At 73.3% G+C, this 24,396-nt stretch carries 22 protein-coding genes and 1 pseudogene; 4 read left to right on the top strand and 19 right to left on the bottom strand.

What is annotated here, in order from left to right:
- Positions 1 to 61 precede the first annotated feature (61 nt).
- The 13 genes from FHX45_RS27060 to FHX45_RS27000 all read right to left on the bottom strand — a co-directional run bounded on the left by FHX45_RS27060 (position 62) and on the right by FHX45_RS27000 (position 15,002).
- Positions 62 to 886, bottom strand: a complete 825-nt coding sequence (locus FHX45_RS27060) for a shikimate dehydrogenase (RefSeq protein WP_341771663.1) — start codon at positions 884 to 886, stop codon at positions 62 to 64.
- Between the two features lie 13 nt (positions 887 to 899).
- The gene (gene mltG, locus FHX45_RS27055) at positions 900 to 2,324 is read right to left on the bottom strand and encodes an endolytic transglycosylase MltG (protein WP_167107808.1); all 1,425 of its coding nucleotides are present in this window, start codon (positions 2,322 to 2,324) and stop codon (positions 900 to 902) included.
- Positions 2,325 to 2,482: 158 nt separating this feature from the next.
- The gene (gene ruvX / locus FHX45_RS27050; protein ID WP_167107805.1) at positions 2,483 to 2,974 is read right to left on the bottom strand and encodes a Holliday junction resolvase RuvX; all 492 of its coding nucleotides are present in this window, start codon (positions 2,972 to 2,974) and stop codon (positions 2,483 to 2,485) included.
- Positions 2,971 to 5,631, bottom strand: coding sequence for an alanine--tRNA ligase (alaS, locus tag FHX45_RS27045; RefSeq protein WP_167107802.1), 2,661 nt, complete (start codon positions 5,629 to 5,631; stop codon positions 2,971 to 2,973). Before alaS ends, ruvX begins: the two co-directional genes overlap by 4 nt.
- A gap of 95 nt (positions 5,632 to 5,726) precedes the next feature.
- Positions 5,727 to 6,026 carry a hypothetical protein gene (locus FHX45_RS27040; RefSeq protein WP_167107800.1) on the bottom strand — a complete coding sequence of 100 codons (300 nt, stop codon included), beginning with the start codon at positions 6,024 to 6,026 and terminating at the stop codon, positions 5,727 to 5,729.
- On the bottom strand, positions 6,023 to 6,427 hold the full coding sequence (locus FHX45_RS27035; RefSeq protein WP_167107797.1) for a DUF948 domain-containing protein: 405 nt from the start codon (positions 6,425 to 6,427) through the stop codon (positions 6,023 to 6,025). Before FHX45_RS27035 ends, FHX45_RS27040 begins: the two co-directional genes overlap by 4 nt.
- Before the next feature lie 39 nt (positions 6,428 to 6,466).
- Complete coding sequence (locus FHX45_RS27030; RefSeq protein ID WP_243869238.1) at positions 6,467 to 7,351, bottom strand: NAD(P)-dependent oxidoreductase; 885 nt, start codon at positions 7,349 to 7,351, stop codon at positions 6,467 to 6,469.
- Between the two features lie 11 nt (positions 7,352 to 7,362).
- Complete coding sequence (locus tag FHX45_RS27025) at positions 7,363 to 8,742, bottom strand: AAA family ATPase (RefSeq protein ID WP_167107791.1); 1,380 nt, start codon at positions 8,740 to 8,742, stop codon at positions 7,363 to 7,365.
- A gap of 46 nt (positions 8,743 to 8,788) precedes the next feature.
- A complete protein-coding gene (locus FHX45_RS27020; RefSeq protein ID WP_341771627.1) occupies positions 8,789 to 9,661 on the bottom strand; it encodes an SGNH/GDSL hydrolase family protein in 873 nt (290 codons plus the stop codon).
- Positions 9,662 to 9,770: 109 nt separating this feature from the next.
- Positions 9,771 to 10,967 carry a phosphotransferase gene (locus FHX45_RS27015; protein ID WP_167107789.1) on the bottom strand — a complete coding sequence of 399 codons (1,197 nt, stop codon included), beginning with the start codon at positions 10,965 to 10,967 and terminating at the stop codon, positions 9,771 to 9,773.
- Positions 10,968 to 10,999: 32 nt separating this feature from the next.
- A complete protein-coding gene (locus FHX45_RS27010; RefSeq protein ID WP_167107786.1) occupies positions 11,000 to 11,953 on the bottom strand; it encodes a DUF389 domain-containing protein in 954 nt (317 codons plus the stop codon).
- Between the two features lie 5 nt (positions 11,954 to 11,958).
- Positions 11,959 to 13,728 (bottom strand): aspartate--tRNA ligase, encoded by a 1,770-nt coding sequence (gene aspS, locus FHX45_RS27005; RefSeq protein WP_167107783.1) that lies wholly within the window; start codon positions 13,726 to 13,728, stop codon positions 11,959 to 11,961.
- A 257-nt stretch (positions 13,729 to 13,985) separates the two neighbouring features.
- A complete protein-coding gene (locus FHX45_RS27000; protein ID WP_167107780.1) occupies positions 13,986 to 15,002 on the bottom strand; it encodes an Rv2578c family radical SAM protein in 1,017 nt (338 codons plus the stop codon).
- Between the two features lie 305 nt (positions 15,003 to 15,307).
- On the opposite strand from FHX45_RS27000, the pseudogene FHX45_RS28260 reads away from it, so the two are divergent.
- Positions 15,308 to 15,556 (top strand): annotated as a pseudogene (locus FHX45_RS28260) (GNAT family N-acetyltransferase); the annotation flags it as partial.
- Between the two features lie 186 nt (positions 15,557 to 15,742).
- Here the strand turns inward: FHX45_RS28260 and FHX45_RS26990 are convergent.
- Positions 15,743 to 16,411, bottom strand: coding sequence for an alpha/beta fold hydrolase (locus FHX45_RS26990; RefSeq protein ID WP_167107778.1), 669 nt, complete (start codon positions 16,409 to 16,411; stop codon positions 15,743 to 15,745).
- Position 16,412: 1 nt separating this feature from the next.
- A complete protein-coding gene (locus tag FHX45_RS26985; RefSeq protein WP_167107775.1) occupies positions 16,413 to 16,907 on the bottom strand; it encodes a pyridoxamine 5'-phosphate oxidase family protein in 495 nt (164 codons plus the stop codon).
- 57 nt (positions 16,908 to 16,964) lie between these two features.
- Here FHX45_RS26985 and FHX45_RS26980 point away from each other — a divergent pair, with 57 nt between their 5' ends.
- From FHX45_RS26980 to FHX45_RS26970, 3 genes are all read left to right on the top strand, one after another.
- Positions 16,965 to 17,594 carry a winged helix-turn-helix transcriptional regulator gene (locus FHX45_RS26980; protein ID WP_341771626.1) on the top strand — a complete coding sequence of 210 codons (630 nt, stop codon included), beginning with the start codon at positions 16,965 to 16,967 and terminating at the stop codon, positions 17,592 to 17,594.
- Positions 17,595 to 17,791: 197 nt separating this feature from the next.
- A complete protein-coding gene (locus FHX45_RS26975) occupies positions 17,792 to 19,252 on the top strand; it encodes an aldehyde dehydrogenase family protein (RefSeq protein ID WP_167107772.1) in 1,461 nt (486 codons plus the stop codon).
- A 73-nt stretch (positions 19,253 to 19,325) separates the two neighbouring features.
- The gene (locus FHX45_RS26970) at positions 19,326 to 19,691 is read left to right on the top strand and encodes a nuclear transport factor 2 family protein (RefSeq protein WP_167107769.1); all 366 of its coding nucleotides are present in this window, start codon (positions 19,326 to 19,328) and stop codon (positions 19,689 to 19,691) included.
- Between the two features lie 28 nt (positions 19,692 to 19,719).
- On the opposite strand, the gene FHX45_RS26965 is transcribed toward FHX45_RS26970, so the two are convergent.
- The 4 genes from FHX45_RS26965 to FHX45_RS26950 all read right to left on the bottom strand — a co-directional run bounded on the left by FHX45_RS26965 (position 19,720) and on the right by FHX45_RS26950 (position 24,396).
- Positions 19,720 to 21,570 (bottom strand): Na+/H+ antiporter, encoded by a 1,851-nt coding sequence (locus tag FHX45_RS26965; protein WP_167107766.1) that lies wholly within the window; start codon positions 21,568 to 21,570, stop codon positions 19,720 to 19,722.
- Positions 21,567 to 21,842, bottom strand: a complete 276-nt coding sequence (locus FHX45_RS26960; protein WP_167107763.1) for a helix-turn-helix domain-containing protein — start codon at positions 21,840 to 21,842, stop codon at positions 21,567 to 21,569. The genes FHX45_RS26965 and FHX45_RS26960 overlap by 4 nt, the downstream gene beginning before the upstream one ends.
- A 75-nt stretch (positions 21,843 to 21,917) precedes the next feature.
- Positions 21,918 to 22,769: an SDR family oxidoreductase gene (locus tag FHX45_RS26955; protein WP_167107760.1), complete on the bottom strand. Its 852-nt coding sequence runs from the start codon at positions 22,767 to 22,769 to the stop codon at positions 21,918 to 21,920.
- A 10-nt stretch (positions 22,770 to 22,779) separates the two neighbouring features.
- Entirely contained in the window at positions 22,780 to 24,396 is a 1,617-nt protein-coding gene (locus FHX45_RS26950) for an FAD-dependent monooxygenase (protein ID WP_167107757.1), read from the bottom strand.

Here is a 24,396-nt window from a genome sequence, read left to right as displayed (position 1 = left end):
CGCCTCAGCCGGGCGGCTGAGATCGCCTCGCCGCCGGTCGTCGCGGGCGGACCGGCCCAGCTCACCGGATGGGCAGCGGCAAGACGCTGCCGGTGGCCTCGCGCAGGGCGGTGCGCATCGCTTCGCGGGGGGCCGGGCGGCCGGTGAAGTGCTCGACCTGCCCGAACGCCTGGTGCAGCAGCATGTCCAGTCCGGTGGCGACCTGAGCACCGCGGGCGGCGGCGGCCTCGGCCAGCGGGGTCGGCCACGGGTGGTAGATCACGTCGAGCACGCACGGCGCCGCCGCCAGCGCCGCCGCGTGCTCCGCGACCGCCGCCGGCGGCACCGTGCTCACCAGCAGCGCCGAGTCCGCGGCGAGCTTGCCGAAGTCCGCCCCGGCCCACCCGCGCACGTCCGCCTCGATCCCGGCCCGGGCCGCCGCCACCACGGTCTCCCCCGCGCGGGCGGGGTCACGGACCACCAGCACCGCACGCCGGACCCCGAGCTCGGCGAACGCCACCACCGTCGCCGCCGCCGTGCCGCCCGCGCCCAGGACCAGGCCGGTGTCGCCGCCGGTGAACCCGCCCGCGCACCGCAACGCTCCGGCGACCCCGTCCACGTCGGTGCAGTCGGCCAGCCACCCGTCCGCGGTACGGACCAGGGTGTTCGCGGCACCGGCGGCCACGGCCCGGCCGGTCGCCCTGGCGGCGAAATCCAGTGCGGCCCGCTTGCCCGGCATGGTCACCGACAGCCCCGCCCACTCCGGGCCGAGCCCGCGCACGAACCCGGGCAGTCCCTCGGCGTCGACCTCGATCCGCTCGTAGGTCCAGCCGTCCAGGCCCAGCGCCGCGTACGCCGCGCGGTGCAGCACCGGTGACAGCGAATGCGCCACCGGCTTGCCCAGCACGGCGGCCCTGCGTTCAGTAGGCACCGCGCTGCCTCGCGAGGGAGATGTTCTGCTGGTGCTCCGCGTCCGTGGTGGCGAAGCAGGACTGGCCGTTCTTCTCGCACTTGACGAAGTAGATGAAGCCGCCCTGGCTGGGTTGTTCGGCGGCGTGGATGGCTTCCACGCTCGGCGAGGAGATCGGCGTCGGCGGCAGCCCGGCGAACCGGTACGTGTTGTACGGGCCGGCCCGGTTGCGGTCCTCGTCGGTCGTGGTCACGACCGGCTTGTCCAGCAGGTAGTTCACCGTCGAATCCAGCTGCAGCCGCATGGACTTGCCGAGCCGGTTGTAAATGACCTGAGCGACGTTGGCGAAGTCCTGCTTGATGGCCTCGCGCTCGATCAGCGAGGCGACGACGAGCGTCTCGTACGGGGTGCGGCCCTGGAACTTCGCCGTGCCCGTCAGCCCGGCGCCCTGGATCCGGCTCGCCGACGTCCGGAGCACGTTCGACAACAGCTCGGTCGCGGTCCAGCCCGGCTTGACGTCGTAGACGCCCGGCGCGACCAGCCCCTCGATGCGCCGGGCATCGGTGGACGCCGACACGACGGACGCGGCCCAGCCCGGCACGCCGAGCGCGACCAGGTCGGCTCGCGCCGCGGTGTCCCGCAGCTGCTGCACGGTGATGCAGGTGCTCCTGCCGTTGAGATCGGCGCACGACGCCTTCGCCAGCAGCGAGAACACACCGGGCGTCACCGTGCCGTCGGGCTGGGTGATGTCGTCCAGCTGGGTGCCGGCCCGCACCTGCAGCACGCCGACACGCGAGCTGTCCTGCGTGAGCTTCCCGACCGCCGCGGCCCCGGACATCTTCGTCTTCAGGACGTAGTAGCCGGGTTGCAGGCTCAGCACCTTCGAGTTGTCCTCGCTGGCCTTGACGAACGCCTTCGCGCTGGCGACCACGCCGGACGTGGCCAGCTCCTGGCCGATGGCACCGGTGGAGTCGCCGGCCTCGATCTGGATCAGGACGTCGGACTCGCCGCTGCCCTCGTAGTCGTCGTAGCCGAAGACGGCGTCGATGCCGTACCACGCGCCGCCGCCGATGAGCGCCAGCACCACCAGCGCGACCAGCCAGCGCAGCGGTCTGCGCCTGCGCCCGGTCTCGACCGGTTCGTCGTCGTCCGGGTCGTCCGGATCGTCCGGGTCGTCCGGCTCGATGTACTCCGGTTCGGCTCGGATCTCGTCCGCGTTCTCCGGGTAGTCGTCGTAATCGTCGTAGTCGTAGTCGTCGTCCAGCCGGATGATCTCCGTCGGCGACTCGTCCGGCGCCGGCTCCGGCGGACGAGGGGGACGAACCGGCCGGGTGGGACGACTGGGCCGGCGCGGTGGGGGCGGCGGCGGCTCGTCGAACAGATCGAGCCCGTGGTCGGGCGGCGCGGGACGGCGCGGCGGCGGCCGGCGGGGCACCGCCGGCGGCGGAGGCGGGGCCTGCGGTGCCTGCGGTGGCTCCGGGCGCGCGTGGCGCGGCCCACCGGCCGGCCGCGCGGGCACACCGCGCGGCGGGACCGGTGGGGGCGGCGGGACGGGCGGACGGCGCCGTGGCGGGCGCGGCGGCTGCTCGGGGTTCACGCCTCACCCGCCCGTGCGCGGTAGGCGGCCCGCGCGTCGAGCCAGCTCTGCAGGATCTCCACCGCGGCGGCCTGGTCGACCACCGCGCGCTGCTTGCGGCCCTTGACACCACGCTGCGACAGCATGCGTGACGCGGTGACCGTGGTCAGGCGCTCGTCGGCGAGCCGCACCGGGACCGGCGCGATCCGCCCGGCGAGGGCGTCGGCGTAGGCGGCGGCGATCTCCGCGGCCGGACCGTGGCGGTCGGCCAGGGTGCGCGGCAGTCCCACGATCACCTCCACCACCTCGTGTTCGGCCACCAGTGCGGCCAGCTGCTCGAGATCGCTGTCGCTGTTCGCATCACGCGACAGGGTAACCAGCGGGCTGGCGAGGACTGGTGACGGATCGCTGAGCGCGACGCCGACCCGGACGGATCCGACATCCACGCCCAGCCGCCGACCGGCCCCGGGATCGTGCTCCCCGGGACGGTCTGGTGTGCGGGCCGTCACCCTGCCGCGACCGCGCCACGCAGCGCCGTGATGGCCTGCTCGATGCCCGCCGGGTTGCTGCCGCCGCCCTGCGCGAGGTCTGGCTTGCCGCCACCGCGGCCGCCGACCGCCCCGGCGAAGGAGGGCACCAGCTTGCCCGCGGCGAAGCCCTTGTCGCGGGCGGCGGCGGTGGTGGCGACCACGAAGCTGAGCTTGTCGCCCTGCGGCACGAACAGCGCGACCACGCCCGGTCGCTCGCCGAGCCGGTTGCGGACCTCCTGCGCCAGCGAGCGCAGCGCGCCCGCGTCGATGTCGCCGTCGAGCTTCTCGGCCACGACCGCGACGCCGTGCACGTCGGCCGCCTTGTCCGCGAGCGTCCCGGCCGAGCCGAGCACCTGCCGGGTGCGCAGCTGGGCGATCTCCTTCTCCGCGTTGCGCAGGCGGCTCAGCACGTCCTCGATGCGGGAGGGCAGCTGGTCGCTGGGCACCTTGAACGTGTTCGCCAGCTGCGACACCAGCAGCTGCTCCTTGCGCACGTGCTTGAGCGCGTCGGTACCGACCAGCGCCTCGACGCGGTGCACCCCGGAGCCGATCGAGGAGTCCGACACGAGCTTGACCAGGCCCAGCTCACCGATCCGGCCGACGTGGGTACCACCGCACAGCTCGCGCGAGTACTCGCCCATGTCCACGACCCGGACCCGGTCGCCGTACTTCTCGCCGAACAGCGCCACCGCGCCGAGCTCGAGCGCCTGGTCCTTGGTCGTGGTGTAGGCCTGCACCTCGACGTCGTTCTGCAGGTAGTCGTTGACCTCCTCCTCGACCTCGGTCAGCACGTCGGCGGAGACCGGCCCGGGGGTGGTGAAGTCGAACCGCATGCGGCCGGGCGAGTTCAGCGAACCGGCCTGCGCGGCGCGGCGGCCGTAGGCACCGCGGACCGCGGCGTGCACCAGGTGAGTGGCCGAGTGCGAGCGCGCGATCGAGCCGCGGCGGGTCTGGTCGACCGAACCGGTCACCTCGGTGTCCAGGCCGATCTCGCCCGCGACCACCTCGACGCGGTGCACCCACAGGCCCGGCACGATCTTCTGCACGTCGACGACCCTGGCCTCGCCACCGGACCCGATCAGCACGCCGGTGTCGGCTACCTGGCCACCGCTTTCCGCGTAGAACGGGGTGCGGTCGAGGATCAGTTCGGCCTTGTCGCCCTCGCGCACGACCGGCACGCCCTGGCCGTCCTTGAGCAGGCCGACGACCTTCGCGGTGGCCTGCAGGTCGGTATAGCCGAGGAAGTCGGTCTCCCCGTGCCGCTCCAGCATCTCGCGGTAGACCGACAGGTCACCGTGGCCCTTCTTGCGGGCCGCCGCGTCGGCCTTCGCGCGCCGGCGCTGCTCGTCCATCAGCGTGCGGAACCCGTCCTCGTCGACCGACAGGCCCTGCTCGGCGGCCATCTCCAGGGTCAGGTCGATCGGGAAGCCGTAGGTGTCGTGCAGCTGGAAGGCCCGGTCGCCGGCCAGCACGTTGCCCCCGGCCTTCTTCGTCTCCTCCGCGGCGAGGTCGAAGATCCGCGACCCGCTGGTCAGGGTCTGCAGGAACGCCTCCTCCTCGCCCCGCATGACCGCGCTGATGCGGTCGAAGTCGCGCGCGATCTCCGGGTACGACGGCGCCATCGCGTCGCGCACCACCGCGGCGAACTCGGGCAGCACCGGCTCCTGCACGCCCAGCAGGCGCACCGACCGCACGATGCGGCGCAGCAGGCGGCGCAGCACGTAGCCGCGCGCCTCGTTGCCCGGGGTCACGCCGTCGCCGATCAGCATCACGCCGGAACGGGCGTGGTCGGCGATGACGCGGAAGCGGACGTCGTCGGCGTGGTTCGCGCCGTAGCGGCGGCCGGAGAACTCCTCGGCACGCGCGATGACCGGGCGTACCAGGTCGGTCTCGTAGACGTTCTCCACGCCCTGCAGCAGGTAGGCGACGCGCTCGACGCCCAAGCCGGTGTCGATGTTCTTCTTCGGCAGCTCACCGACCGGCGGGTGGCCGTACTTCGGGCTCTGCTCGCCCCGCACGTCCTGCATGAAGACCAGGTTCCAGATCTCCAGGTACCGGTCCTCGTCGACCACCGGGCCGCCGTCGCGGCCGAACTCGGGGCCGCGGTCGTAGTAGATCTCCGAGCACGGGCCACCGGGGCCGGGCACACCCATGTCCCAGTAGTTGTCACGCCCGTCGCGGGCCTGGATGCGCTCGCTGGGGATGCCGGCGATCTTCTGCCACAGGCCGGCCGCCTCCGAGTCGTTCTCGTAGACGGTGACCCAGATGCGGTCCGGGTCGAGGCCGAAACCACCGTCGTCCTGGGACTTGGTGATCAGCTCCCAGGCGTTCGCGATCGCGCCTTCCTTGAAGTAGTCGCCGAAGGAGAAGTTCCCGGCCATCTGGAAGAACGTGTTGTGGCGGGTGGTCTTGCCGACCTCGTCGATGTCGCCGGTGCGCACGCACTTCTGGATGCTGGTCGCCCGCGGGTACGGCGGCGGCACCTCGCCCAGGAAGTACGGCTTGAACTGGACCATGCCGGCGTTGACGAACAGCAGCGTCGGATCGTCCAGGATCAGCGACGCGCTGGGCACCGGGGTGTGGTCCTTGGCCTGGAAGTGCTCCAGGAACCGCTTGTTGATCTCGTGTGTTTCCACTGGTCAGTCCTCGTGCGAAGGCAGGCGGCGGGCGCCGCGGGGTCAGGGGCAGCGGCGTCGGCGGAGAACAGGCGCGCGGCGGCGGTGCCGCGCGGTCAGCTCTCCGCCCGGCGAGCTCGCGCCGGGCGCCGGGCGGCGTGCCGGCCCTCGGCGGCGCGCGGCGTCGCCACCCCGGACCGGTCCACCACCATCTCGCGCAGCTCCTGCTCCCGCTCGCTCATCCCGGCGCGCACGTCCGCGCCGAACGATCCGATGGCGCCGGCCAGCTCCGACACGGCGTCACCCAGGTTCGAGGCTAACCCCGCCGGCGACGCTTGACGAGCGGTCCGGGTGGCCTTGCGGGACAGCGTGACGCCGGTGGCGACACCGATGCCGAGCCACAGCAGGCGCTTCACTTGCGGCCCCGCTTCCGCGACCGGGAGTGCTTGCCCTCACCCAGTTCCCTGGCCTTGCGGCGGGACCGGATGGCCCTGCTCAGGCCGTAGGACAACGCCGCGGTCTTGACCAGGGGCCCGCCCAGGGTGGCGGTGAACACCGACGAGAGGGCGGAGACGTTGCCGGTCACGGCCTGCGCGTTCGCGGTGATCCCGTCGACCCGTTCCAGCTGGTTGTTGACGTGCGTGATCGTCTCGTTGGCACCGAGCAGGATCGGGTCCGAGTTCTCGTGCGCCTTGCGGATGGCGATCGTCGCCTCGTCCAGCGTGCGACCGAGCTTGAGCAACGGGATCGCGAGCAGCAGCACCAGCAGGACGAACGCTCCTGCGGCGATCAACGCGGCGATCTGCCCTGCCGACACGGGCCCTCCTCGGTTCTAGCGGCGTGAATGCCGGTCAGGTTACCGTGCGTCGCCGTCACCGGCCGGACGGCCCTCCAGGCCGTAGAAGAGGGTCGCCATGTCCTCGTCGCCGTGGCCGGCGGCGATCGCCGCGTCCAGATGCGCCAGCGCGGCGCGGGTTCCGGCGAGATCCACCGCGTCCCCGGCCGCCTCGAGCGCGAGGCGGGCGTCCTTGGCCGCGTGCCGGGCGGCGAACGCGAGCGGGAACTCGCCGTCGATCATGGCGCCGCCCTTGAGGTGGGCGTAGGGCACGTCGAGGGCACCACCGGTGATGGCCTCCAGGAACAACCGCGGGTCGACGCCGAGCACCTGCGCCAGCCGGATGCTCTCGGCGGTGCCGTTGGTCAGGGCGAGCACCCAGGCGTTGGCGGCGAGCTTGAGCCTGCTGGCCGCACCGGCCGGACCGGCCCACAAAGTGCGGCCGCCGACCGCGTCGAACACGGGGGCACACCGCTCGCGCAGGTCCTCCGGGCCGGCGGCGAGGACGACGAGCGCGCCGTCCTCGGCCGGTTTGCGGGTGCCCAGCACGGGCGCGTCGACGAACGCGACGCCGGACCGGCGCGCGAGCGCGGCCAGCCGGCCGGTCCAGTCCAGGCCGACGGTGCTCATCTGCAGCCAGACCGCCTCGAACGGCCCGGCCTGCTCGACGACGTCGTGCACCGCGGCGCCGTCGCTGAGCATCGTGACGACGAAGTCCGCGCCGGCGACCGCCTCGGCCGGGGTGTCCACGACGGTGCAGCCCCGCTCGGCGAGCGGCTCGGCCTTGTCGCGGGTGCGGTTCCAGGCCCGCACCGGCAGGCCGGCCGCGGCGAGGTTGGCGGCCATCGGCAGGCCCATGATGCCGGTGCCGAGCACGGCGACGGTGGGTTGCGGGTTCTCGGGCATGCCTCCGATCATCACACCGCGGAGGACGGGCCGCCGCGCACCGACCGGCGCAATCGGGGGACCCGCTCGGCCAGCGCGCGCTCGGCGCCGCGCTGCGTCGGGTGGTAGTAGTCCACGCCCACGACCTCGTCCGGCGGGTATTGCTGCGCGACCACTCCTTCGGGCACGTCGTGCGGGTAGCGGTAGCCCTGGGCGTTGCCGAGCTTGGCCGCGCCGGCGTAGTGGCCGTCGCGCAGGTGGGGCGGCACGGTGCCCAGCTTCCCGGCGCGGACGTCGGCCAGCGCGGCGTCGATGCCCACCACGACGGCGTTGGACTTGGGCGCGGTGGCGAGGTGGATCGTGGCCTGGGCCAGCGCGAGCCGGCCTTCGGGCATGCCGATGAACTGCACCGCGTGCGCGGCCGCGACCGCGGCCTGCAGCGCCGTCGGGTCGGCCATGCCGACGTCCTCGCTGGCGTGCACGACGAGACGGCGGGCGAGGAACCGCGGGTCCTCGCCCGCCTCGATCATGCGGGCCAGGTAGTGCAGCGCGGCGTCCACGTCGGACCCGCGGATCGACTTGATGAACGCGCTGATGACGTCGTAGTGCTGGTCGCCGTCGCGGTCGTAGCGCACCGCCGCCTTGTCCACTGTGGACTCCACGGTGGGCAGGTCGATCGTCTTGTGCTCGGTGGCCGCGGCGGCGTCGGCGGCGGCCTCCAGCGCGGTGAGGGCGCGGCGCGCGTCCCCGGCGGCCAGGCGGACCAGGTGGTCCTCGGCGTCGGCGGTGAGCTCGAGCGCACCGCCCAGGCCGCGCTCGTCGGTCATCGCACGGCGGATCAGCAGGCGCACGTCGTCGTCGGTGAGGGGTTTGAGCTGCAGCACCAGCGAGCGGGACAGCAGCGGCGACACGACCGAGAACGACGGGTTCTCGGTGGTGGCGGCGACGAGCAGGACGGTGCGGTCCTCCACCGCGCCGAGCAGCGCGTCCTGCTGGGTCTTGGAGAACCGGTGGACCTCGTCGATGAACAGCACCGTGTTCTCGGTGTTGTACTGGCGGCGGCGCCGGGCTTCCTCGATGACGCCGCGCACCTCCTTGACGCCGGCGGACAGGGCCGACAACGCCACGAACCGGCGGCCGGTGGCGGTGGAGACGAGGTTGGCCAGGGTGGTCTTGCCGGTGCCGGGCGGGCCGTAGAGCAGCACCGAGGCCGGGGCGGCGCCCTCCACCAGGCGGCGCAGCGGGGCACCCTCGCCGAGGAGGTGCTGCTGGCCCACGACCTCGTCGAGCGAGCGCGGCCGCATCCGGACGGCGAGGGGCGAACCGGGCGGGACCGGGGCCGTCTGGGGCTGCGTCACGCGCTCCGGCGGCGGCTCCAGGTCCGGGTTCACCGTGAAGAGTTCGTCCTGCACGCCTCCACCGTAATGCCGCCCCCCGACGAAACCGCGCGCCGGCGGCTCACGCGGACCGGGGAGCCTCCGCGCCCGGCGCGGGTCCGGCCGCCAGTTCGCGAGGGGTGGCGCGACGGGCGCGCCACGACTCCGCCGCCGAGCGGACCATGATCGCCGCCGCGTAGGGCAGCAGGTCGCGGCCGCGGCGCCACAACCACGGGATGCCCTTGACCACCAGCCAGCCCACATGGTCGAGGGTGCCTGGCGTGACGCCGCCGGAGCAGACGAGGCTCACCGGCGACGGCACGGCGATCCCGGCCTCGGCGACCAGTTCCGTCACGCCGCGCGCCAGCAGGCGATGCCCCAGCTCGGACGGGTGCAACCGGTCCACGCTCCACGCGGCGAGGTCGTACGCACCGGGCAGCGCGCCGAGGTCGAGGCAGGCGATGCCGTGCCGCCGGGCAACGGCATCCACGATGTCGTTGACCTCGGCGATCCGCGCGGTGAGGGCGCGCCGCAACGGCCCGGGCAGCCGGAAGACACGGCTGTGGTCGTGGAAGCGCATCGGGACCACGACCGCGCCGGCGGCCCGCAGTTCGGTCACCACATGGCCGAGGTCGCGGGCCATGGCCACCGGGTCGAAGTCCGAGCGGAGCGTGTCGTTCATGCCGGCGATCACGACCGCGACGTCGGGCCGGTGGCGCAGCGCCGCCGGCAGCTGGCCGGTGCGCACGCCCCGCATCCGGGCGCCGGTGACGGAGGTGTTGAGGTACCCCTCCGGCGCGATGCCCAGCGCCCCGGCCACGAAGGGTCCGACGCCGCGCCAGGAGCCGCCGGGAACGGGATCGCCGAGCCCGACGGCGGTCGAGTCGCCGAGCACGGCCAGCCGGGCGGCCCGGCGGGGGCGGGAATCAGGGGCCTGGGTGGGTTCTGCCTGCACCGCGGTCACGTCTGCAGACCATCGGGCACGCACCCGCCCGCGACGTGATCACCGGGTAACGCCGCACGGACGGCTCAGCGAACGTTCCGGGTGCCGGTGGCCGGCGCGGTCAGCGGAACGCCGGGTACAACGGCAGCTCCAGCCCCGGCCCGAAGCGGTCGTCGAGGCCGGCGGACACCGCTCGCGCGTGCGCCGCGACCGCGTCCTTGCCGCCACGCTCGGCGTAGGTGCCCAGATCCTGCCACCAGGCCACCAGGGCGGCCGCGCGGTGGTGGGAGATCCCCGCGGACACCCCGCCCAGGGCGGCCCAGGTGGCGACCCACACCAGCAGCATCTGGTGGTCCAGCAGGTGGGCCGACAGCACCTCGTTGTCGGCCAGCGCCGGCCACACCCCGGACACCTCGGCCTTCCACGCCGCGATCATCGCCTCGCTCATGCCGGTCGGCAGCGCCCTCGCGTCGTCGCAGGTGGCGAACGGGACCCGCAGGTGGGCGGCGTCCACCAGGGCGTTGCGCACCACCCCGCGCTCGAAGTCGAGGAAATGCAGTCCGCCGCTGGTCACCAGGTTGTTGTCCGGGCTCAGGTCGACCGGACTGAACGCGCGGAACGGCGAGGACGCCGAGGATTCCCGCACCTGTTCGGCGTAGGCGCGCACGTCGTCGGGGGTACCGACGCCCAGCGCCTCCTCGATCAGGGTCGGCAGGCGCGCGCACGCCACGGCCGGCGTGGTGTCCTCGTCGGGCGCGAACCCGCCCAGCCGGCGCAGCAGGGCCTCGAAATCGGCCTCGCGGCCGGCGGTGGTCGCGTGCAGGCGGCCCAGCGACCGCGCCCAGGACAGCAGCGCCCGCTCGGCCGGCCGCGCGTCCGGGCCGCGGAGCTTGTCCCACAACGTGGGCGCGCGGCCGAGGTCGTCGATCACGAGGACACGCAGCGGCCCGTCGTGGGCCAGCAGCTCCGGGCACATCCGGTCCTCCGCGGGCAGCGCCGTGAACAGCTGGTAGCTGACCGCCTCCTGCGCGAACGGGTCGGCCACGCCCCGTGGCGGCGCGTCCGGGTAGTGCTTGATGACGAGCGTGCGGGGCAGCCCGAACGGGGACGCGGCGATGCGGGCGCGGACGACCGTCGCCGGTCCGCTGCCGGGCAGCGCTTCCGGCTCCACCAGCCCGATCGGGCTGCCGAAGCGCCGGGTGAGCACGGTCTCGGCCGCCTGGACGGCCGCGTCCACCGCGGCCGTCCCGCTGAGCGGAACGGCTGTGGCGGGCGGATCCTGGTCGTCCTCCGTGCCTGGGGAAGTGTCCACCGTCATCGCCTTCGACCCTACTAGCGCGCGAACCTCGCTCACCACAACGATTTTTCCACTTCCGGCAGCGGCCGCACGGTGACCGGAGCGTGCCGGCGCCGCCGCAGCAGCAGCACGACGACCGCCGCCGCAACGATCCCGGCGAGGTTCACCGCGAGCTGACCGAACGACTGCGCCGCCTTCGACCACTCCCCCAGCACCGCCGCGACCACCGCGTATCCGGCGGCCGGCACGGTGGTGACGGAGATGAACACGCCCACCAGCGCGGCCGATTTCGCCGATGTCATCGACAGCATCCCGGCCGCGCCGGCGAGCAGCGCGACGATCAGCGAGTACCAGCCGACCTGGTAGACGAAATCCACCTCGTGCGCCTCGCGGAAGCCGCCCACGTCGAGCAGGCCCACGATCCAGGTGAGCACCGTGACCCCGGCGGTCACCAGCATCGCGATCGGGAACCCGAGTGCCAGCGCCAGGACCGCGCGGCGGATCAGGTCCCCGCGGCGCAGCACCAGCCCGACGGCGATCGCGGCGAGCGGCCCGAACTCCGGACCCACCACCATCGCGCCGACGATCGTGACCGGCGAGTCGGTCACGATGCCGACCGAGGCCAGCAGGCACGCGATGGTCAGGAACGTCAGGAAGGTGACGTTGAGCCGGGACTCCTCGCCGGTGCGGTTCAGCAGTTCCTGCCAGACCACCGCGTCCGCCGCCTCGCCCGGCGCGCTCTCCTCGGCCCGGTCCGCCGCGTCGGACAACGCGGTGTCCAGCGCCTCGAGCGTGATCGCGCCGCTGTGGTCCAGGCCCAGGCCGCACAACGCCTCGATCACCTCGTCGGCCGCCTCGCGGGCCACGTCGGCCTCGATGAGGTCACCGGCCGGGGACACGGCGGCACCGCGGTGCACGATCAGGTGCGCCGTGCCCGGCTGGTCCCGCAGCGCCGCCAGCGCGCGCTCGGTGTCCTCCGGCGGGCTGACGACCCGCAGGTGCAGCACCGCGGTCAGCCCTTGGGCGCCGGCGGCTTCGCGTCGACCCCGGCCTCGCGGCGCTGCTGGGCGGTGATCGGCGCCGGGGCACCGGTCAGCGGGTCGTAGCCGCCGCCGGTCTTGGGGAACGCGATGACGTCCCGCAGCGACTCGGCCTTGGCCAGCAGCATCACGATGCGGTCCCAGCCGAACGCGATGCCGCCGTGCGGCGGTGCGCCGAAGGAGAACGCGTCGAGCAGGAAGCCGAACTTCTCCTGCGCCTCGGCCTCGGACAGCCCCATCACCTCGAAGACGCGCTTCTGCACGTCGGCGCGGTGGATACGGATCGAGCCGCCGCCGATCTCATTGCCGTTGCAGACCAGGTCGTAGGCGTAGGCCAGGGCGTTGCCCGGGTCGGTCTCGAACTTGTCGATCCACTCCGGGGTGGGCGAGGTGAAGGCGTGGTGCACCGCCGTCCACTTGCCGGAGCCGACGGCGACGTCGTCGGTCTCGTCGGCGGCTTCGAACAGCGGCGCGTCGACCACCCAGACGAACGACCACTCGTCCTCGTCGATCAGGCCCAGCCGGTGGCCGATCTCCACGCGCGCCGCGCCGAGCAGCGCGCGGGCTTCCTTCGGCTTGTTCGCGGCGAAGAACACGCAGTCGCCGGGCTGGGCGCCGACGGCCTCCGCGAGACCCGCGCGCTCGGACTCCGAGATGTTCTTGGCCACCGGGCCGGACAGCGTGCCGTCCTCCCCGATCAGCACGTAGGCCAGGCCCTTCGCGCCGCGCTGCTTGGCCCACTCCTGCCAGGCGTCGAGCTGGCGGCGCGGCTGGCCGCCCCCGCCGGGCATGACGACCGCGCCCACGTAGGGCGCCTGGAACACGCGGAACGGGGTGTCGGCGAAGTACTCGGTGAGGTCGGTCAGCTCCAGCCTGAAGCGCAGGTCCGGCTTGTCGGTGCCGTACTTCGCCATCGCGTCGGCGTAGGTCATGCGGGTGATCGGGCGCGGGATGTCGTGACCGATCAGCTTCCACAGCGCGGACACGACCGCCTCGCCGACCGCGATGACGTCGTCCTGGTCGACGAAGCTCATCTCGATGTCGAGCTGGGTGAACTCCGGCTGCCGGTCCGCGCGGAAGTCCTCGTCCCGGTAGCAGCGCGCGAGCTGGTAATACCGCTCCAGGCCGCCGACCATGAGCAGCTGCTTGAACAGCTGCGGCGACTGCGGCAGCGCGTACCACGAACCCGGGCGCAGGCGCGCCGGGACCACGAAGTCGCGGGCACCCTCCGGGGTGGAGCGGGTCATGGTCGGGGTCTCGACCTCGACGAAGCCCTGGGCGTGCAGCACCTCGCGGGCGGCCCGGCTGACCTCGCTGCGCAGCCGGATGGCGCGGGCCGGGCCGCTGCGGCGCAGGTCGAGGTAGCGGTACTTGAGCCGCACCTCCTCGCCGACGTCCACCCGGTCGTCGATCGGGAACGGCAGCACGGCGGCCTCGGACAGCACCTCCAGCTCCGTGGCCAGCACCTCGATCGCGCCGGTGGGGATGTCCGGGTTCTCGTTGCCCGCGGGGCGCTGCGCGACCTCGCCGGTGACCTTGACGCAGAACTCGGAGCGCAGCTGGTGGGCGCGCTCGGCCATCTCGCCCTCGCGGAACACCACCTGCGCGACCCCGCTCGCGTCCCGCAGATCGATGAAGATCACCCCGCCGTGATCGCGCCGCCGGGCGACCCACCCGGTGAGCGTGACGATCTGGCCGGCGTGCTCGGCACGCAGGGTGCCGGCGTCGTGGGTGCGAAGCACTGCGGTTGTTCTCCTTGCGAGGCGTGGCAGCTCGTGGCGTCAGCAGGGATTTTCCTGCCCGTATGAGGCTAACGAACGCCCCGGTGGGCGAGTCCACCAGGTTGTGGCCGGGGGTTCGCGCGAGGGGGTGCGGCGGGCTCGTGACCGGCAGTGGGACGGGGCCGCGGTAGAGCGGGGGCGGCTGCGCTGGGTCGGCGATGCGGCGACGCCGCAGGCTCATCCCGCCGGCGAAGCGCGGCCCCAGACCGCGCGGCCGGCTAGAGCAGGCTCAGCTGCTCCCCCTGTGGCGGGGGCTCCGGGGCGCGCGGGGACGGCATCCGGTGGGAATCCTCGCGGCGGTTGAGGCCGTGGCGCCTCAGCAGGGGCGCGACCCGGGCGGACAGCGCGCGCCGGTAGGCGGGCATGGCGTAGCTGCCGCGGCCGTAGATCTCCCGGTAGCGCTCGACCAGGTCCGGCCGGTGCGCGCCGAGCCAGCGGGCGAACCACTCGCGCGCGCCGGGCCGCAGGTGCAGCGCCAGCACGGTGGCACGGGCGGCCCCAGCGGCGGCGATCTCGGCGAACAGCGGCTCCAGCGCCTCCTTGGTGTCGGTGAGGCCGGGCAGCACCGGGGCGACCATCACGTGGCAGGGCAGGCCGGCGTCGGTGATGCGGCGGACCAGGTCCAGCCGGGCGCGCGGGCTGGGCGTGCCGGGTTCGAGGGTCCGCTGCAGGTCGCGGTCGAGCAGCGCGATCGACACCGCCATGCCGACGTCCACCTGCCCGGACACCGAGGTGAGCAGCGGCAGGTCCCGGGTGAGGACGGTGCCCTTGGTGAGGATCGAGAACGGCGTGCCGGAGTCGGCGAGCGCGCGGATGATGCCGGGCATCAGCCGGTAGCGGCCCTCGGCCCGCTGGTAGGGGTCGGTGTTGGTACCCATGGCGACGTGCTCGCGCTTCCAGCTCGGCCGCCGCAGCTGGGCGGCCAGAACCTCGGGCGCGTTCACCTTCACCACGACTTGGGAGTCGAAGTCGCGGCCGGCGTCGAAGTCGAGGTAGGTGTGGGTGTTGCGGGCGAAGCAGTAGGTGCAGGCGTGGCTGCAGCCCCGGTAGGGGTTGACCGTCCAGCCGAACGGCACCATCGACCCGCCCGGGACCTTGTTCAGCACCGAACGCGCGCGGACCTCGTGGAACGTGACGCCGTGGAACTCCGGTGACGCGACCGACCGGACCAGGCCGTCCAGCCCCAGCAGGGCTGGCTGGGCATCGCGCCCGGCGCGCTGGTTCTCCCACCTCACCCAGTGAGTCGAACATGCGTTCGAACCATTGTCAAGCGCGGTCCTGGCCTGGACGCCGGATTGGGACGGGCCGACGAGCGGGCGGGATATTGCGGATGCGTCGTGATCCAGATCTGTGGCAGGTTGCCTCTCCGTGCCGAACCATCACCACGCGGCAACACCAACCACGCCGAAGCCGGATGTTCGTATCGTGCATCTGACCGGCCGCACGTTCGACGCGCTCGCCCGCGGCGACCTGGCAGGAGCGAACGCGACCAGCCCCGTGCCCCTGACTCCTACCTGGCCGGCCCGGACCGGCGCCGGCTCTGGCAGAGGCGCAGCAGGCAGGTCGCGGCGGACGCCGACAGCGCCGCCTGGGTCACCGGCATCATCTGGGACCAGCAACAACTACTGGCCGTCGGAACGGCCGGCTACCACGGGCCTCCCGACACGTCGGGGATGGTGGAATCGGCTACGCCGTCGACCCCGCACACCGGCGACGCGGTTACGCGCGCGCGGCGCTGGGGTCATTGTTGGCGCGTGCCGCCCGGGAGCCGGAGGTACACACCGTCCGGGTCACCATCAGCCCCGGCAACACGGGCTCCCGCAGATTGGCATCGCAGTACGGCTTCGTCGAGGTCGGCGAACAGTGGGACGACGAGGACGGGCTCGAGATCATCTACGAGATGCCTGCCGACCATTGGTAGCCGGGCCCGAACCACCGCTCACGCCCCGTCGAGCCACCTTCGACCGTAGGCCACCTAGACGAGCGAAACGAGGTAGTCGGCCAGTTCGCGGGGCCGGCTCAGCGCGGCCAGGTGACCGCCGGGAATCTCGTCCACCTCCAGCCCGAGCCGCTCCCGCACGACCCGCCGCTGGAACTCCAGCGGGAAGAACCGGTCGTCGCGGCCTTGGACGAACCGCGTCGGCACGTCCGGCCACTTCGCCAGCGGCCAGGGCTGCTCGAACGGGGTGCCCGACTGCTGCGGTTCACCCTGCCCCATGACCTCGGCCCGCACCTCCGGCGGGACGTCGTGGAAGAAGTCGCGCTCGACGTCCATCTCCGCCGGATGCGCCTGCCGGTAGCGGGTCTCCTCCCACCACTGCCCGCCGGGCTCACCGGGACGCGGGATCATCGCGTTGAGCAGCACCAGGAGCCGCACGGGGACGCGCTCGCACACCAGCGGAGCAGTGAAGCCGCCCATCGACTGGGCGACGAGGACGATGTCGTCGCCGTCGTCGTCGCCGTCGTCGCGGCCGCCGATCGCGTCCACCACCACGTCGGCGTACTCGGACAACCCCGCCGACTCGTCGCCGGCGGGCAGGTCGACGGCGATCGCCTCGTGACCGCGCGCGGTCAGCTCGGGCACCAGCCGGTTCCAGTACGACGCCTGCCCGCCCGCACCGGGGATGAGCACGAACGTGGCCATGTCAGCGCCCCCGCCGCGCGAACTCCTCGCGCGTGGCGCCGCCGGGGAAGCGTTCCTGGAAGTCGAAGGTGCCGGCCCAGGCCGGCCGCACCGCGATGCGTGCCATCTTCAGGCCAGGGCGGTCCAGTTCGGCGACCCCGGCGTCACCCTGCTCGCCGTAGTAGCGGTGCTGCGCCGCGGCGTACTCGGGCACCACGCCGTCGACCTCGGTCACCACCGCGGTGCCGCGCACCAGCAGCACTTCCGGGGGCGGGCCGGCGCGGTCGATGGTGATCGCGACGGCCGGGTTCGCGCGCAGCGCAGCGACCTTGGCGGTGCCGGCGAACGTCGACATGACCACTTCCTCGCCGGTCCAGTGGAACAACATCGGCAGCACCCGCGGCGTGCCGTCGGGAGCAACGTAGGCGAGGCGGGCCAGCTCGGTCGAGGCGAGCATCCGCTGGGCCAGGTCGGTGCCGAGAAGTCTGAGGTCTCCCTGTGGGAGCGTGGTAGACATGCTCCTAATTTAGGAGTGACTGGTATCATAGTGCAAGGGGAAGCTACTCTTTTTCTCGTGCGGAGTTACGACGACCCGTGTGGAGTGGCCCGGGCCCTGGACGCGGTGGGTGAGCGGTGGGCGCTGCTCGTGGTGCGCGAGCTGCTGCTGGGGCCGAAGCGGTTCCGGGACCTGAGCCGGTCGCTGCCGGGCATGAGCCAGAACGTGCTGTCGCAGCGGCTGCGGGAGCTGGAGGGCTCGGGCGTGGTGCGGCGGCGGCGGCTCGGGCCGCCGGCGAGCACCAGCGTGTACGAGCTGACCGAGCACGGGGCCGAGCTGGAGGCGGTGGTGCTGGCGCTGGCGCGGTGGGGCAGCCGGCGGCCGGTGCCGCCGGCCGGGGAGCTGAGCGTGGACGCGCTGGTCCTGGCGCTGCGCACCACCTTCCGGGACGGCCCGGACTGCCGTGTGGAGCTGCGGCTCGGCGACGACACGTTCACCGCCAGGATCGATTCCGGCGAGTTCTCGATCTGGCGGGACGCGTCCGGGCAGCCGGATGCGGTGCTGGCCACCGACGCACGCACCCTCCGCTCGCTGGTGTTCCTCGGTGTGCCTCCGGCGGAGGCCGAGCGGGCAGGCAGCCTGTCCGTCTCCGGCGACCGGGCCGTGGCTGAGCGGTTCCTGCGATGCTTCCCGCGCCCGAGCGCTTGACCCGCGAAGCCCGCCGCGGTCAGCAACCCCGGTGATCCGAGGCTGCGGGTGGCTGTCGGTGCGGACGCACGCCGATCACGAGCAGGGTCATGCCCGCGGTCGCCGGAACGTCCCGCCTTCCACTCAGCGAAAGACCCACTGGCACTCGCGCCACCGTTCCGGAGGATGGCGGAAAACCTCGCGCATCAGGAGTGACAGTGAGCTTTCTCGACGACGAGAAGTGGACCGGACGCGTCTTCACCGGCAGCTGGGAGCGCACGGCCGGCGGTGACGCGGCGGTCGTCGAGCCCGCGACCGGGGACGAGCTGGGACGCGTCGGCATCGCCTCGCCCCAGGATCTCGCGGCCTCCGCGGCGAAGGCGGCCGAGGCGCAGCGCGCGTGGGCGGCGACCTCCTTCCAGGACCGCGCCGCGGTCCTGCGCCGCGCCGGTGACCTGTGGCAGCAGCACGCCGCCGAGTTGAAGGACTGGCTGATCCGCGAGTCCGGCAGCATCCCCGGCAAGGCCGACTTCGAACTGCACGTCGCCGCGCAGGAGTGCTACGAGGCGGCCGCATTGCCCTCCCACCCGACCGGCCAGGTGCTGCCGAGCGAGGCGCCGCGGCTGAGCATGGCGCGCCGCGTGCCGGCCGGCGTGGTGGGCGTGATCTCCCCGTTCAACGCGCCGCTGATCCTGTCGATCCGGTCGGTGGCGCCCGCGCTGGCGCTGGGCAACGCCGTCGTGCTCAAGCCGGATCCGCGCACCGCGGTCTGCGGTGGCGTGGCGCTGGCACGCGTGTTCGAGGAGGCGGGGCTGCCGGCCGGGGTGCTGCACGTGCTGCCGGGCGGCCCGGACGTGGGCGCCGCGCTGGTGGAGGACCCCCACGTCCGGGTCATCTCGTTCACCGGGTCCACGGCCGCGGGCCGGGCCGTCGGCGAATCGGCCGGGCGTCACCTCAAGCGCGCCCACCTGGAGCTGGGCGGCAACTCGGCGCTGATCGTGCTCGACGACGCCGACCTGGAGCAGGCGATGAGCGCCGCGGCGTGGGGCTCGTTCTTCCACCAGGGCCAGATCTGCATGACCACCGGCAGGCACCTGGTGCACGCCTCGCTCTACGACGAGTACGTCGAGCGCCTGGCGGACAAGGCGAACCACCTGCCGGTCGGCAACCCGTTTACCGAACAGGTCGCGCTCGGCCCGGTCATCGACGAGCGGCAGCGCGACAAGATCCACGGCCTGGTGCGGTCCAGTGTGGACGCCGGAGCGACGGTCGCGGCCGGCGGCAGCTACACCGACCTGTTCTACCGCGCCACCGTGCTGGCCGGGGCCGGCCCGTCGGTGCCCGCCTACGACCAGGAGGTGTTCGGCCCGGTCGCCCCGGTGGCGAAGTTCGCCACACCGGACGAGGCGGCGAAGCTGGCGTCGGCGAGCGAATACGGCCTGTCGCTGGGCATCATCACCGCGGACGTGGCCAAGGGCCTGGCACTGGCCGACCGGATTCCGACCGGGATCGCGCACATCAACGACCAGACGGTCAACGACGAGGCACTGGCCCCGTTCGGCGGTGTGGCCGCTTCCGGCACCGGTTCCCGCTTCGGCGGTCCGGCGGCCAACATCGAGGCGTTCACCGAGACCCGCTGGGTCACCCTGCGCGGCGACGTCGCGGCTTACCCGTTCTGACGGCGCATCCGGCGCGGCCTCCATTACCCGGCGGGTAATGGACGGTCCGGCCGCCGCGCGCCACAGTCAGCAGATGGACAAGACCAACAAGCAACTGGTTGTCGACGGCTTCCGCGAATTCGCCTCGGGAAACACCGAGGTGCTGCGCACACTTCTCCACGAGAACTTCATCGAGCACAGCCCCGGCAACCCCAGCGGGCGGGACGCGTTCATCGAGTTCGTCGCCACCGCCCCGGTCGCCGGCGCGCACCTCGATCTCAAACGGGTCGTCGCCGAGGACGACCTCGTGGTGATGCACTACAGCATGACACCGGAGGGCGACGAGCGCGGTGTCGCCGTCGTGGACATCTGGCGCATCGAGGACGGGCAGATCGCCGAGCACTGGGACGTCGTCCAGCCCGTGCCCGAGACCGGTCAGATCCCGAACGGGATGTTCTGACCCACAGCGGCCACCGGACGGAGCGGGCTCAGCCGATGATCCCGTCGACGAAGCACCAGCGCCAGTTCTCGCCGGGCTCGAAACTGCGGATCACCGGGTGGCGGGTGTCGTGGAAGTGCTGGGTGGCGTGCTTGCGCGGCGAGGAGTCGCAGCAGCCCACGTGCCCGCACTCCAGGCACAACCGCAGGTGCACCCACGTCGTGCCCTCGCGCAGGCAGTCGATGCACCCCGCGCCGTCGGCGTCCGGCGAGCCGGCCCGCTCCAGGTGGTCACAACTGCCCGCCGTGGCCGCGGGGGTGTCCAGCTCACGTTCCATGCCCGGCTCCTCCTCGGGTCGCTCCAGCAGCGACTCCTCGATGTCCAGCCCGTCCATCACCCGCCGCAGCACCTCGTCGTCGGCGGTGCCGCGGGCGCGTGCGGTGAGCAATACCTGCCGCTCCGCGTCCAGCATCTCGGCGCGCAACCGACGGTACGCGTCGCTGGGCGTCTCCTCCACGTCGCTGAGGCGGCCGAGGTTCTCCCACGCCGAGTCCGACCGGTAGGCCTGTTTGTCCCGCAACCGGTCGATGACCTCGACCGGGTCCTGCGGGCGGCGGATCTCCTCCAGCCGCGTCAGGCCCGCCGACGTCATGTCGTGCAGCAGCGCCGCCTCCTGCAACGCGTCCTCGGCCGGGTTGGGCGGCGGCAGGCGCAGCCGGCGCACCAGGCCGGGCAGGGTGGTGCCGTGCAGCAGCAGCGTGCCGGCCACCACGACGAACGCCGCCAGTACCAGCACCGCCCGCTGCGGCGTGCCGTCCGGGAGGACGAACGCGGCCGCGAGCGTGACCACGCCGCGCATGCCCGCCCAGGAGATCACCGCGAAGTAGGACCACGGCGTGCGGCCGCCCGGCCGCATCCGGGTGACCAGCCCGTACCCGAGGACCCACACGATCCGGGCGAGGATCGTCGCGGCGAGCACGCCGGCGCAGATCAGTGTGAGCGTCCACGCCGACAGCCGCGCGGCGCCGACCTCCTCCACGATGCGCCGCACCTGCAGCCCGATCAGCAGGAAGACCACGTTCTCCAGCAGGAACTGGATGGTGCGCCAGTTCAGCCTGCTGGCCAGCCGGGACGGGCCGGACAGCAGCTTCGGCATCTGGTGCCCGACGATGAGCCCGGCCACCACGACCGCCAGCACGCCGGAACCGTGCACTGCCTCGGCCGGCAGGTAGGCCAGGAACGGGATGACGAACGACCAGGCGGTGTCCAGCACCGGGTCGGTCAGGCGGCGGCGCAGCACGCTCGCGCCCCAGCCGATCACCGCGCCGACCGCGACTCCCCCGCCCGCGGCGAGCAGGAAGTCGCCGCCGACCTCGGCGATGCTCACCGCACCGGCGATCGCGGCGATGGCGGTGCGCAGCGCGACCAGCGCCGCCGCGTCGTTGAGCAGGCTTTCGCCCTCCAGGATGCGCACGACCCGCCGCGGCATGCCGACGCGGCGGGCGACCGCGGTCGCGGCCACGGCGTCCGGCGGCGCGACCACCGCGCCGAGCGCGAACCCGGCGGCCGGCGGGATGCCGGGCACGATGAGCCACACGACCCACCCGACGACGAGCGTGGTGAACACGACCAGACCGACCGACAGCGCCGCGATCGGCGCCCGGTTGGCGCGGAAGTCGTAGAGCGGGGTGCGGATCGCGGTCGCGTACAGCAGCGGCGGCAGCAGCCCGACCAGCACGACCTCCGGATCGAGGTGGTAGTCGGGCACGCCCGGGACGAACGAGGCGGCGACGCCCGTCGCGACCAGGCACAGCGGCGGCGACCAGCCCCGCCGCTGCGCGATGCCGGTGACGATCAGGACCACGGCGACCAGCGCCGCCAGCTCGACCGCGACGATCATCGGGACCGCGCCGGCCGCGCCTCGCCGGCCAATGGTTCGGCGAGCTCGCACAAGCGGGTGGTGGCGCGCCAGAAGTGGCTGCGCCCGACGACGCGGCGGCGGGCGTAGCCCCGGCTCTCCAGGGTGTAGACGATGGAGGCGCAGGTGGCCAGCGGGATCCCGCTCGCGCGTGCCAGCGCGGTGAGGGTGACGCCCTCACCTGCCGTGACCAGGGTCTCCAGCACGGTCAGCGTGCGGTCGACCGAGGGTGATGCCGGTCTGTCCGACGCCATGGGCGGTGCCTCTCGGGGTGCTCTTTCCGGGTTTCGATGATAGTTGCCCCGCTCGGCGCGGTGCAGCCGCCGGGGTCACACCAGGTGTGCCCACGCCTGCGGTTCCGCGGCCAGGAACTCCGCGAACGTCCACGGGCGGCGGCCTGTCACGTGCTCGACGGTGTGGCTGGTGACGGCCACCTCACCGGTCGCGACCGCCAGGTAGGAGCCGACCCAGCCGTCGATCTGCCAGGGCTGCGCACCCGCCCGCGACGCGCGCGCCTCCTCCTCGGTCTCGGCGTGGTAGGTGATGTCCCGGCCGGTGACCTCGCTCAGCAGCGCCGCGGTCTCGTGCAGGTCGATCGCCTCCGGGCCGGTCACGTCGTAGACCTGGTTCGCGTGCCCGTCGTCGAGCAGGCACGCCACGGCCAGGCGCGCGACGTCCTGGCGGGCGACCCACGCCAGCCGCCCGTCGGCGGCCGGGCCGCGCAGCACCCCGTCGGGGCCGGCGAAGTGCGGCGCGACATCGGCGTAGAGCGTGTTCCGCAGCGCCGTGAGCCGGAGCCCGTGCTCCCGGATCAGCCGCTCGGTCTCGGCGTGCTCCCGGGCGAAGGTGAACGTCGCGCGCGGGGCCGCGCCGAGGAACGAGGTGTAGACGACGCGGTCGACCCCGGCCTCGGCGGCGGCCCGGACGGCGTTGCGGTGCAGGTCCATCCGTTCGGGGCCTTCGTGCCCGGACACCAGCAGCAGCGTCGAGATGCCGGTGAGCGCGGCGCGGAACCCGGCGGGGTCGGCGTAGTCCGCCGCCACCACTTCGGCTTCCCGGGCCCGTGGCGCCCGGGCCGGGTCGCGCACGCACAGCCGGTGCGGGACGCCCCGTTCGGCCAGCAGCGTGGCGACCCGGGAGCCGAGCTGCCCGGTGGCCCCGGTGACGGCGATCCCGCTCATGGCTTCCCCCTCACGTACCGGCGCCCGGCAGGACACGGTCGACGGCAGGCTGCCCGAGGGCGCGGTGCACCGCCGCCGCCACGGCGGCCGCGTCGGTGACGACCGCCGCGACGTGGGCGTCCGGCCGGATCACCCACACCTCCCCGGGCCGCGCGCCGAGCGCTTCGGCGAGCACACCGGTCACGTCGATCTCGCCCAGGCGCAGCACACGCACCGGCGCGGCGATCTCCGGCGGCGGCTCGGCGTCCGCGCCGTCGGTGGCCAGCAGCAGCACGCCGTCGCGGGCCAGCTCCCGGAAGCGACCGCAGGACGAACCGGTCACCGACACCGGGACGTCCGGCACCAGGATCCCCGGACCGGCCGGCGGCACCTCGCCGCGGGGCGGGCGCCCGCCGAACGGCCGCGACTCGTCGGGGGTGGTCAGCGGGGAATCGACGTACCAGAACGGCTCGGCGAGCCGACCGGAGTCCACCTGCGCCCGCACCGCCGGATCGGTGGCCGCGGCGTGGAGCACCTCGCGCCGCCGCCGGTGCTGCTCCTCGGTCTGCGGCACCAGGAAGTCCATCGTGGCCGTGGTGACCGCGAGGTTCTCCAGCGCCGCCGCGTGCCGTTCGTCGTGGTAGGACTCCAGCAGCTCCGCGCCGGCCCAGCCGTGCAGCACGAACGCGAGTTTCCACGCCGCGTTCTCGGCGTCGCCGACCCCGGAGTTGAGGCCGCGCGCACCGAACGGCGACACCAGGTGCGCGCAGTCCCCGGCGAGCAGCACGCGCCCCACCCGCATCCGGTCGGCCACCCGGGAGTGGAACCGGTACACCGACTTCCACACGATCTCGTACGGCTGATCGCCGATGATCGCGCGGATGCGCGCGTCCAGCGCGCCGCCGGCCTCCTCCGCGGCGAGGTCGTAGTCGCCGGGCACCTGCCAGTCGATGCGGAACGTCGAGCCGGGGCACGGGTGGATCAGCACCTGGCGGCCCGGGTTCCACTCCGGGTCGAAGTAGAACCGCCGTTCCCGCGCCCAGCCGGGCAGATCGGCCCGGATGTCGCAGATGAGGAACCGGTCGTCGAAGGAGTGCCCGCCGAAACCGACGCCGAGCATCCGGCGGATCTCCTCGCCCCGCGCCCCGGCGCAGGCCACGACGTAGTCGGCGCGCACGGCCGGCCGCCCCGCGACGGACAGGGTCACGCCGTGCTCGTCCTGGTCGATGCCGGTCACCCGGTGGCCCCAGCGCACGTCCACCAGGGGCTCGGCGGCGATCCGCTCGTCCAGGATCTCCTCGGTGCGGGCCTGGGAGATGTTGACGAACGGCGGGAACGCCGAGCGGCCCGGGTCGGCCATGCTGTAGGCGAACAGTTCGTGGTCGCGGTGGAAGGTCCGCGCGGTGGTCCAGGTGACGCCCTCGTCGGCGATCCGGCGCCCGGCGCCGACCGCCTCCCACACGTCGAGCACGTCGCGCTGCTGGCAGATCGCCTTCGAGCCGACCAGGTCGCGCGCGGCACGCCCGTCGAGCAGCACCACCGGCACGCCCCACCGGGCGAGCAGCAGCGCGGTGGTCTGGCCGACCGGGCCGTTGCCGATGACCGCCACCCTGTGATGCCCGGTCGAGGGGTCCGTCGTCGTGGTCAT

Source organism: Amycolatopsis granulosa, from assembly GCF_011758745.1.
Classification (GTDB): domain Bacteria; phylum Actinomycetota; class Actinomycetes; order Mycobacteriales; family Pseudonocardiaceae; genus Amycolatopsis_E; species Amycolatopsis_E granulosa.
This window is presented reverse-complemented; position numbering and strand designations above follow the sequence as displayed.

Coding starts and splice junctions, on each gene's coding strand:
- FHX45_RS27030 (WP_243869238.1), bottom strand. CDS start 7,351: ATGCCCGAGAACCCGCAACCCACCGTCGCCGTGCTCGGCACCGGCATC.
- FHX45_RS27015 (WP_167107789.1), bottom strand. CDS start 10,967: ATGACGGTGGACACTTCCCCAGGCACGGAGGACGACCAGGATCCGCCC.
- FHX45_RS26990 (WP_167107778.1), bottom strand. CDS start 16,411: ATGGCCACGTTCGTGCTCATCCCCGGTGCGGGCGGGCAGGCGTCGTAC.
- FHX45_RS26985 (WP_167107775.1), bottom strand. CDS start 16,907: ATGTCTACCACGCTCCCACAGGGAGACCTCAGACTTCTCGGCACCGAC.
- FHX45_RS26970 (WP_167107769.1), top strand. CDS start 19,326: ATGGACAAGACCAACAAGCAACTGGTTGTCGACGGCTTCCGCGAATTC.
- FHX45_RS26965 (WP_167107766.1), bottom strand. CDS start 21,570: ATGATCGTCGCGGTCGAGCTGGCGGCGCTGGTCGCCGTGGTCCTGATC.
- FHX45_RS26960 (WP_167107763.1), bottom strand. CDS start 21,842: ATGGCGTCGGACAGACCGGCATCACCCTCGGTCGACCGCACGCTGACC.
- FHX45_RS26955 (WP_167107760.1), bottom strand. CDS start 22,769: ATGAGCGGGATCGCCGTCACCGGGGCCACCGGGCAGCTCGGCTCCCGG.
- FHX45_RS26950 (WP_167107757.1), bottom strand. CDS start 24,396: ATGACCACGACGACGGACCCCTCGACCGGGCATCACAGGGTGGCGGTC.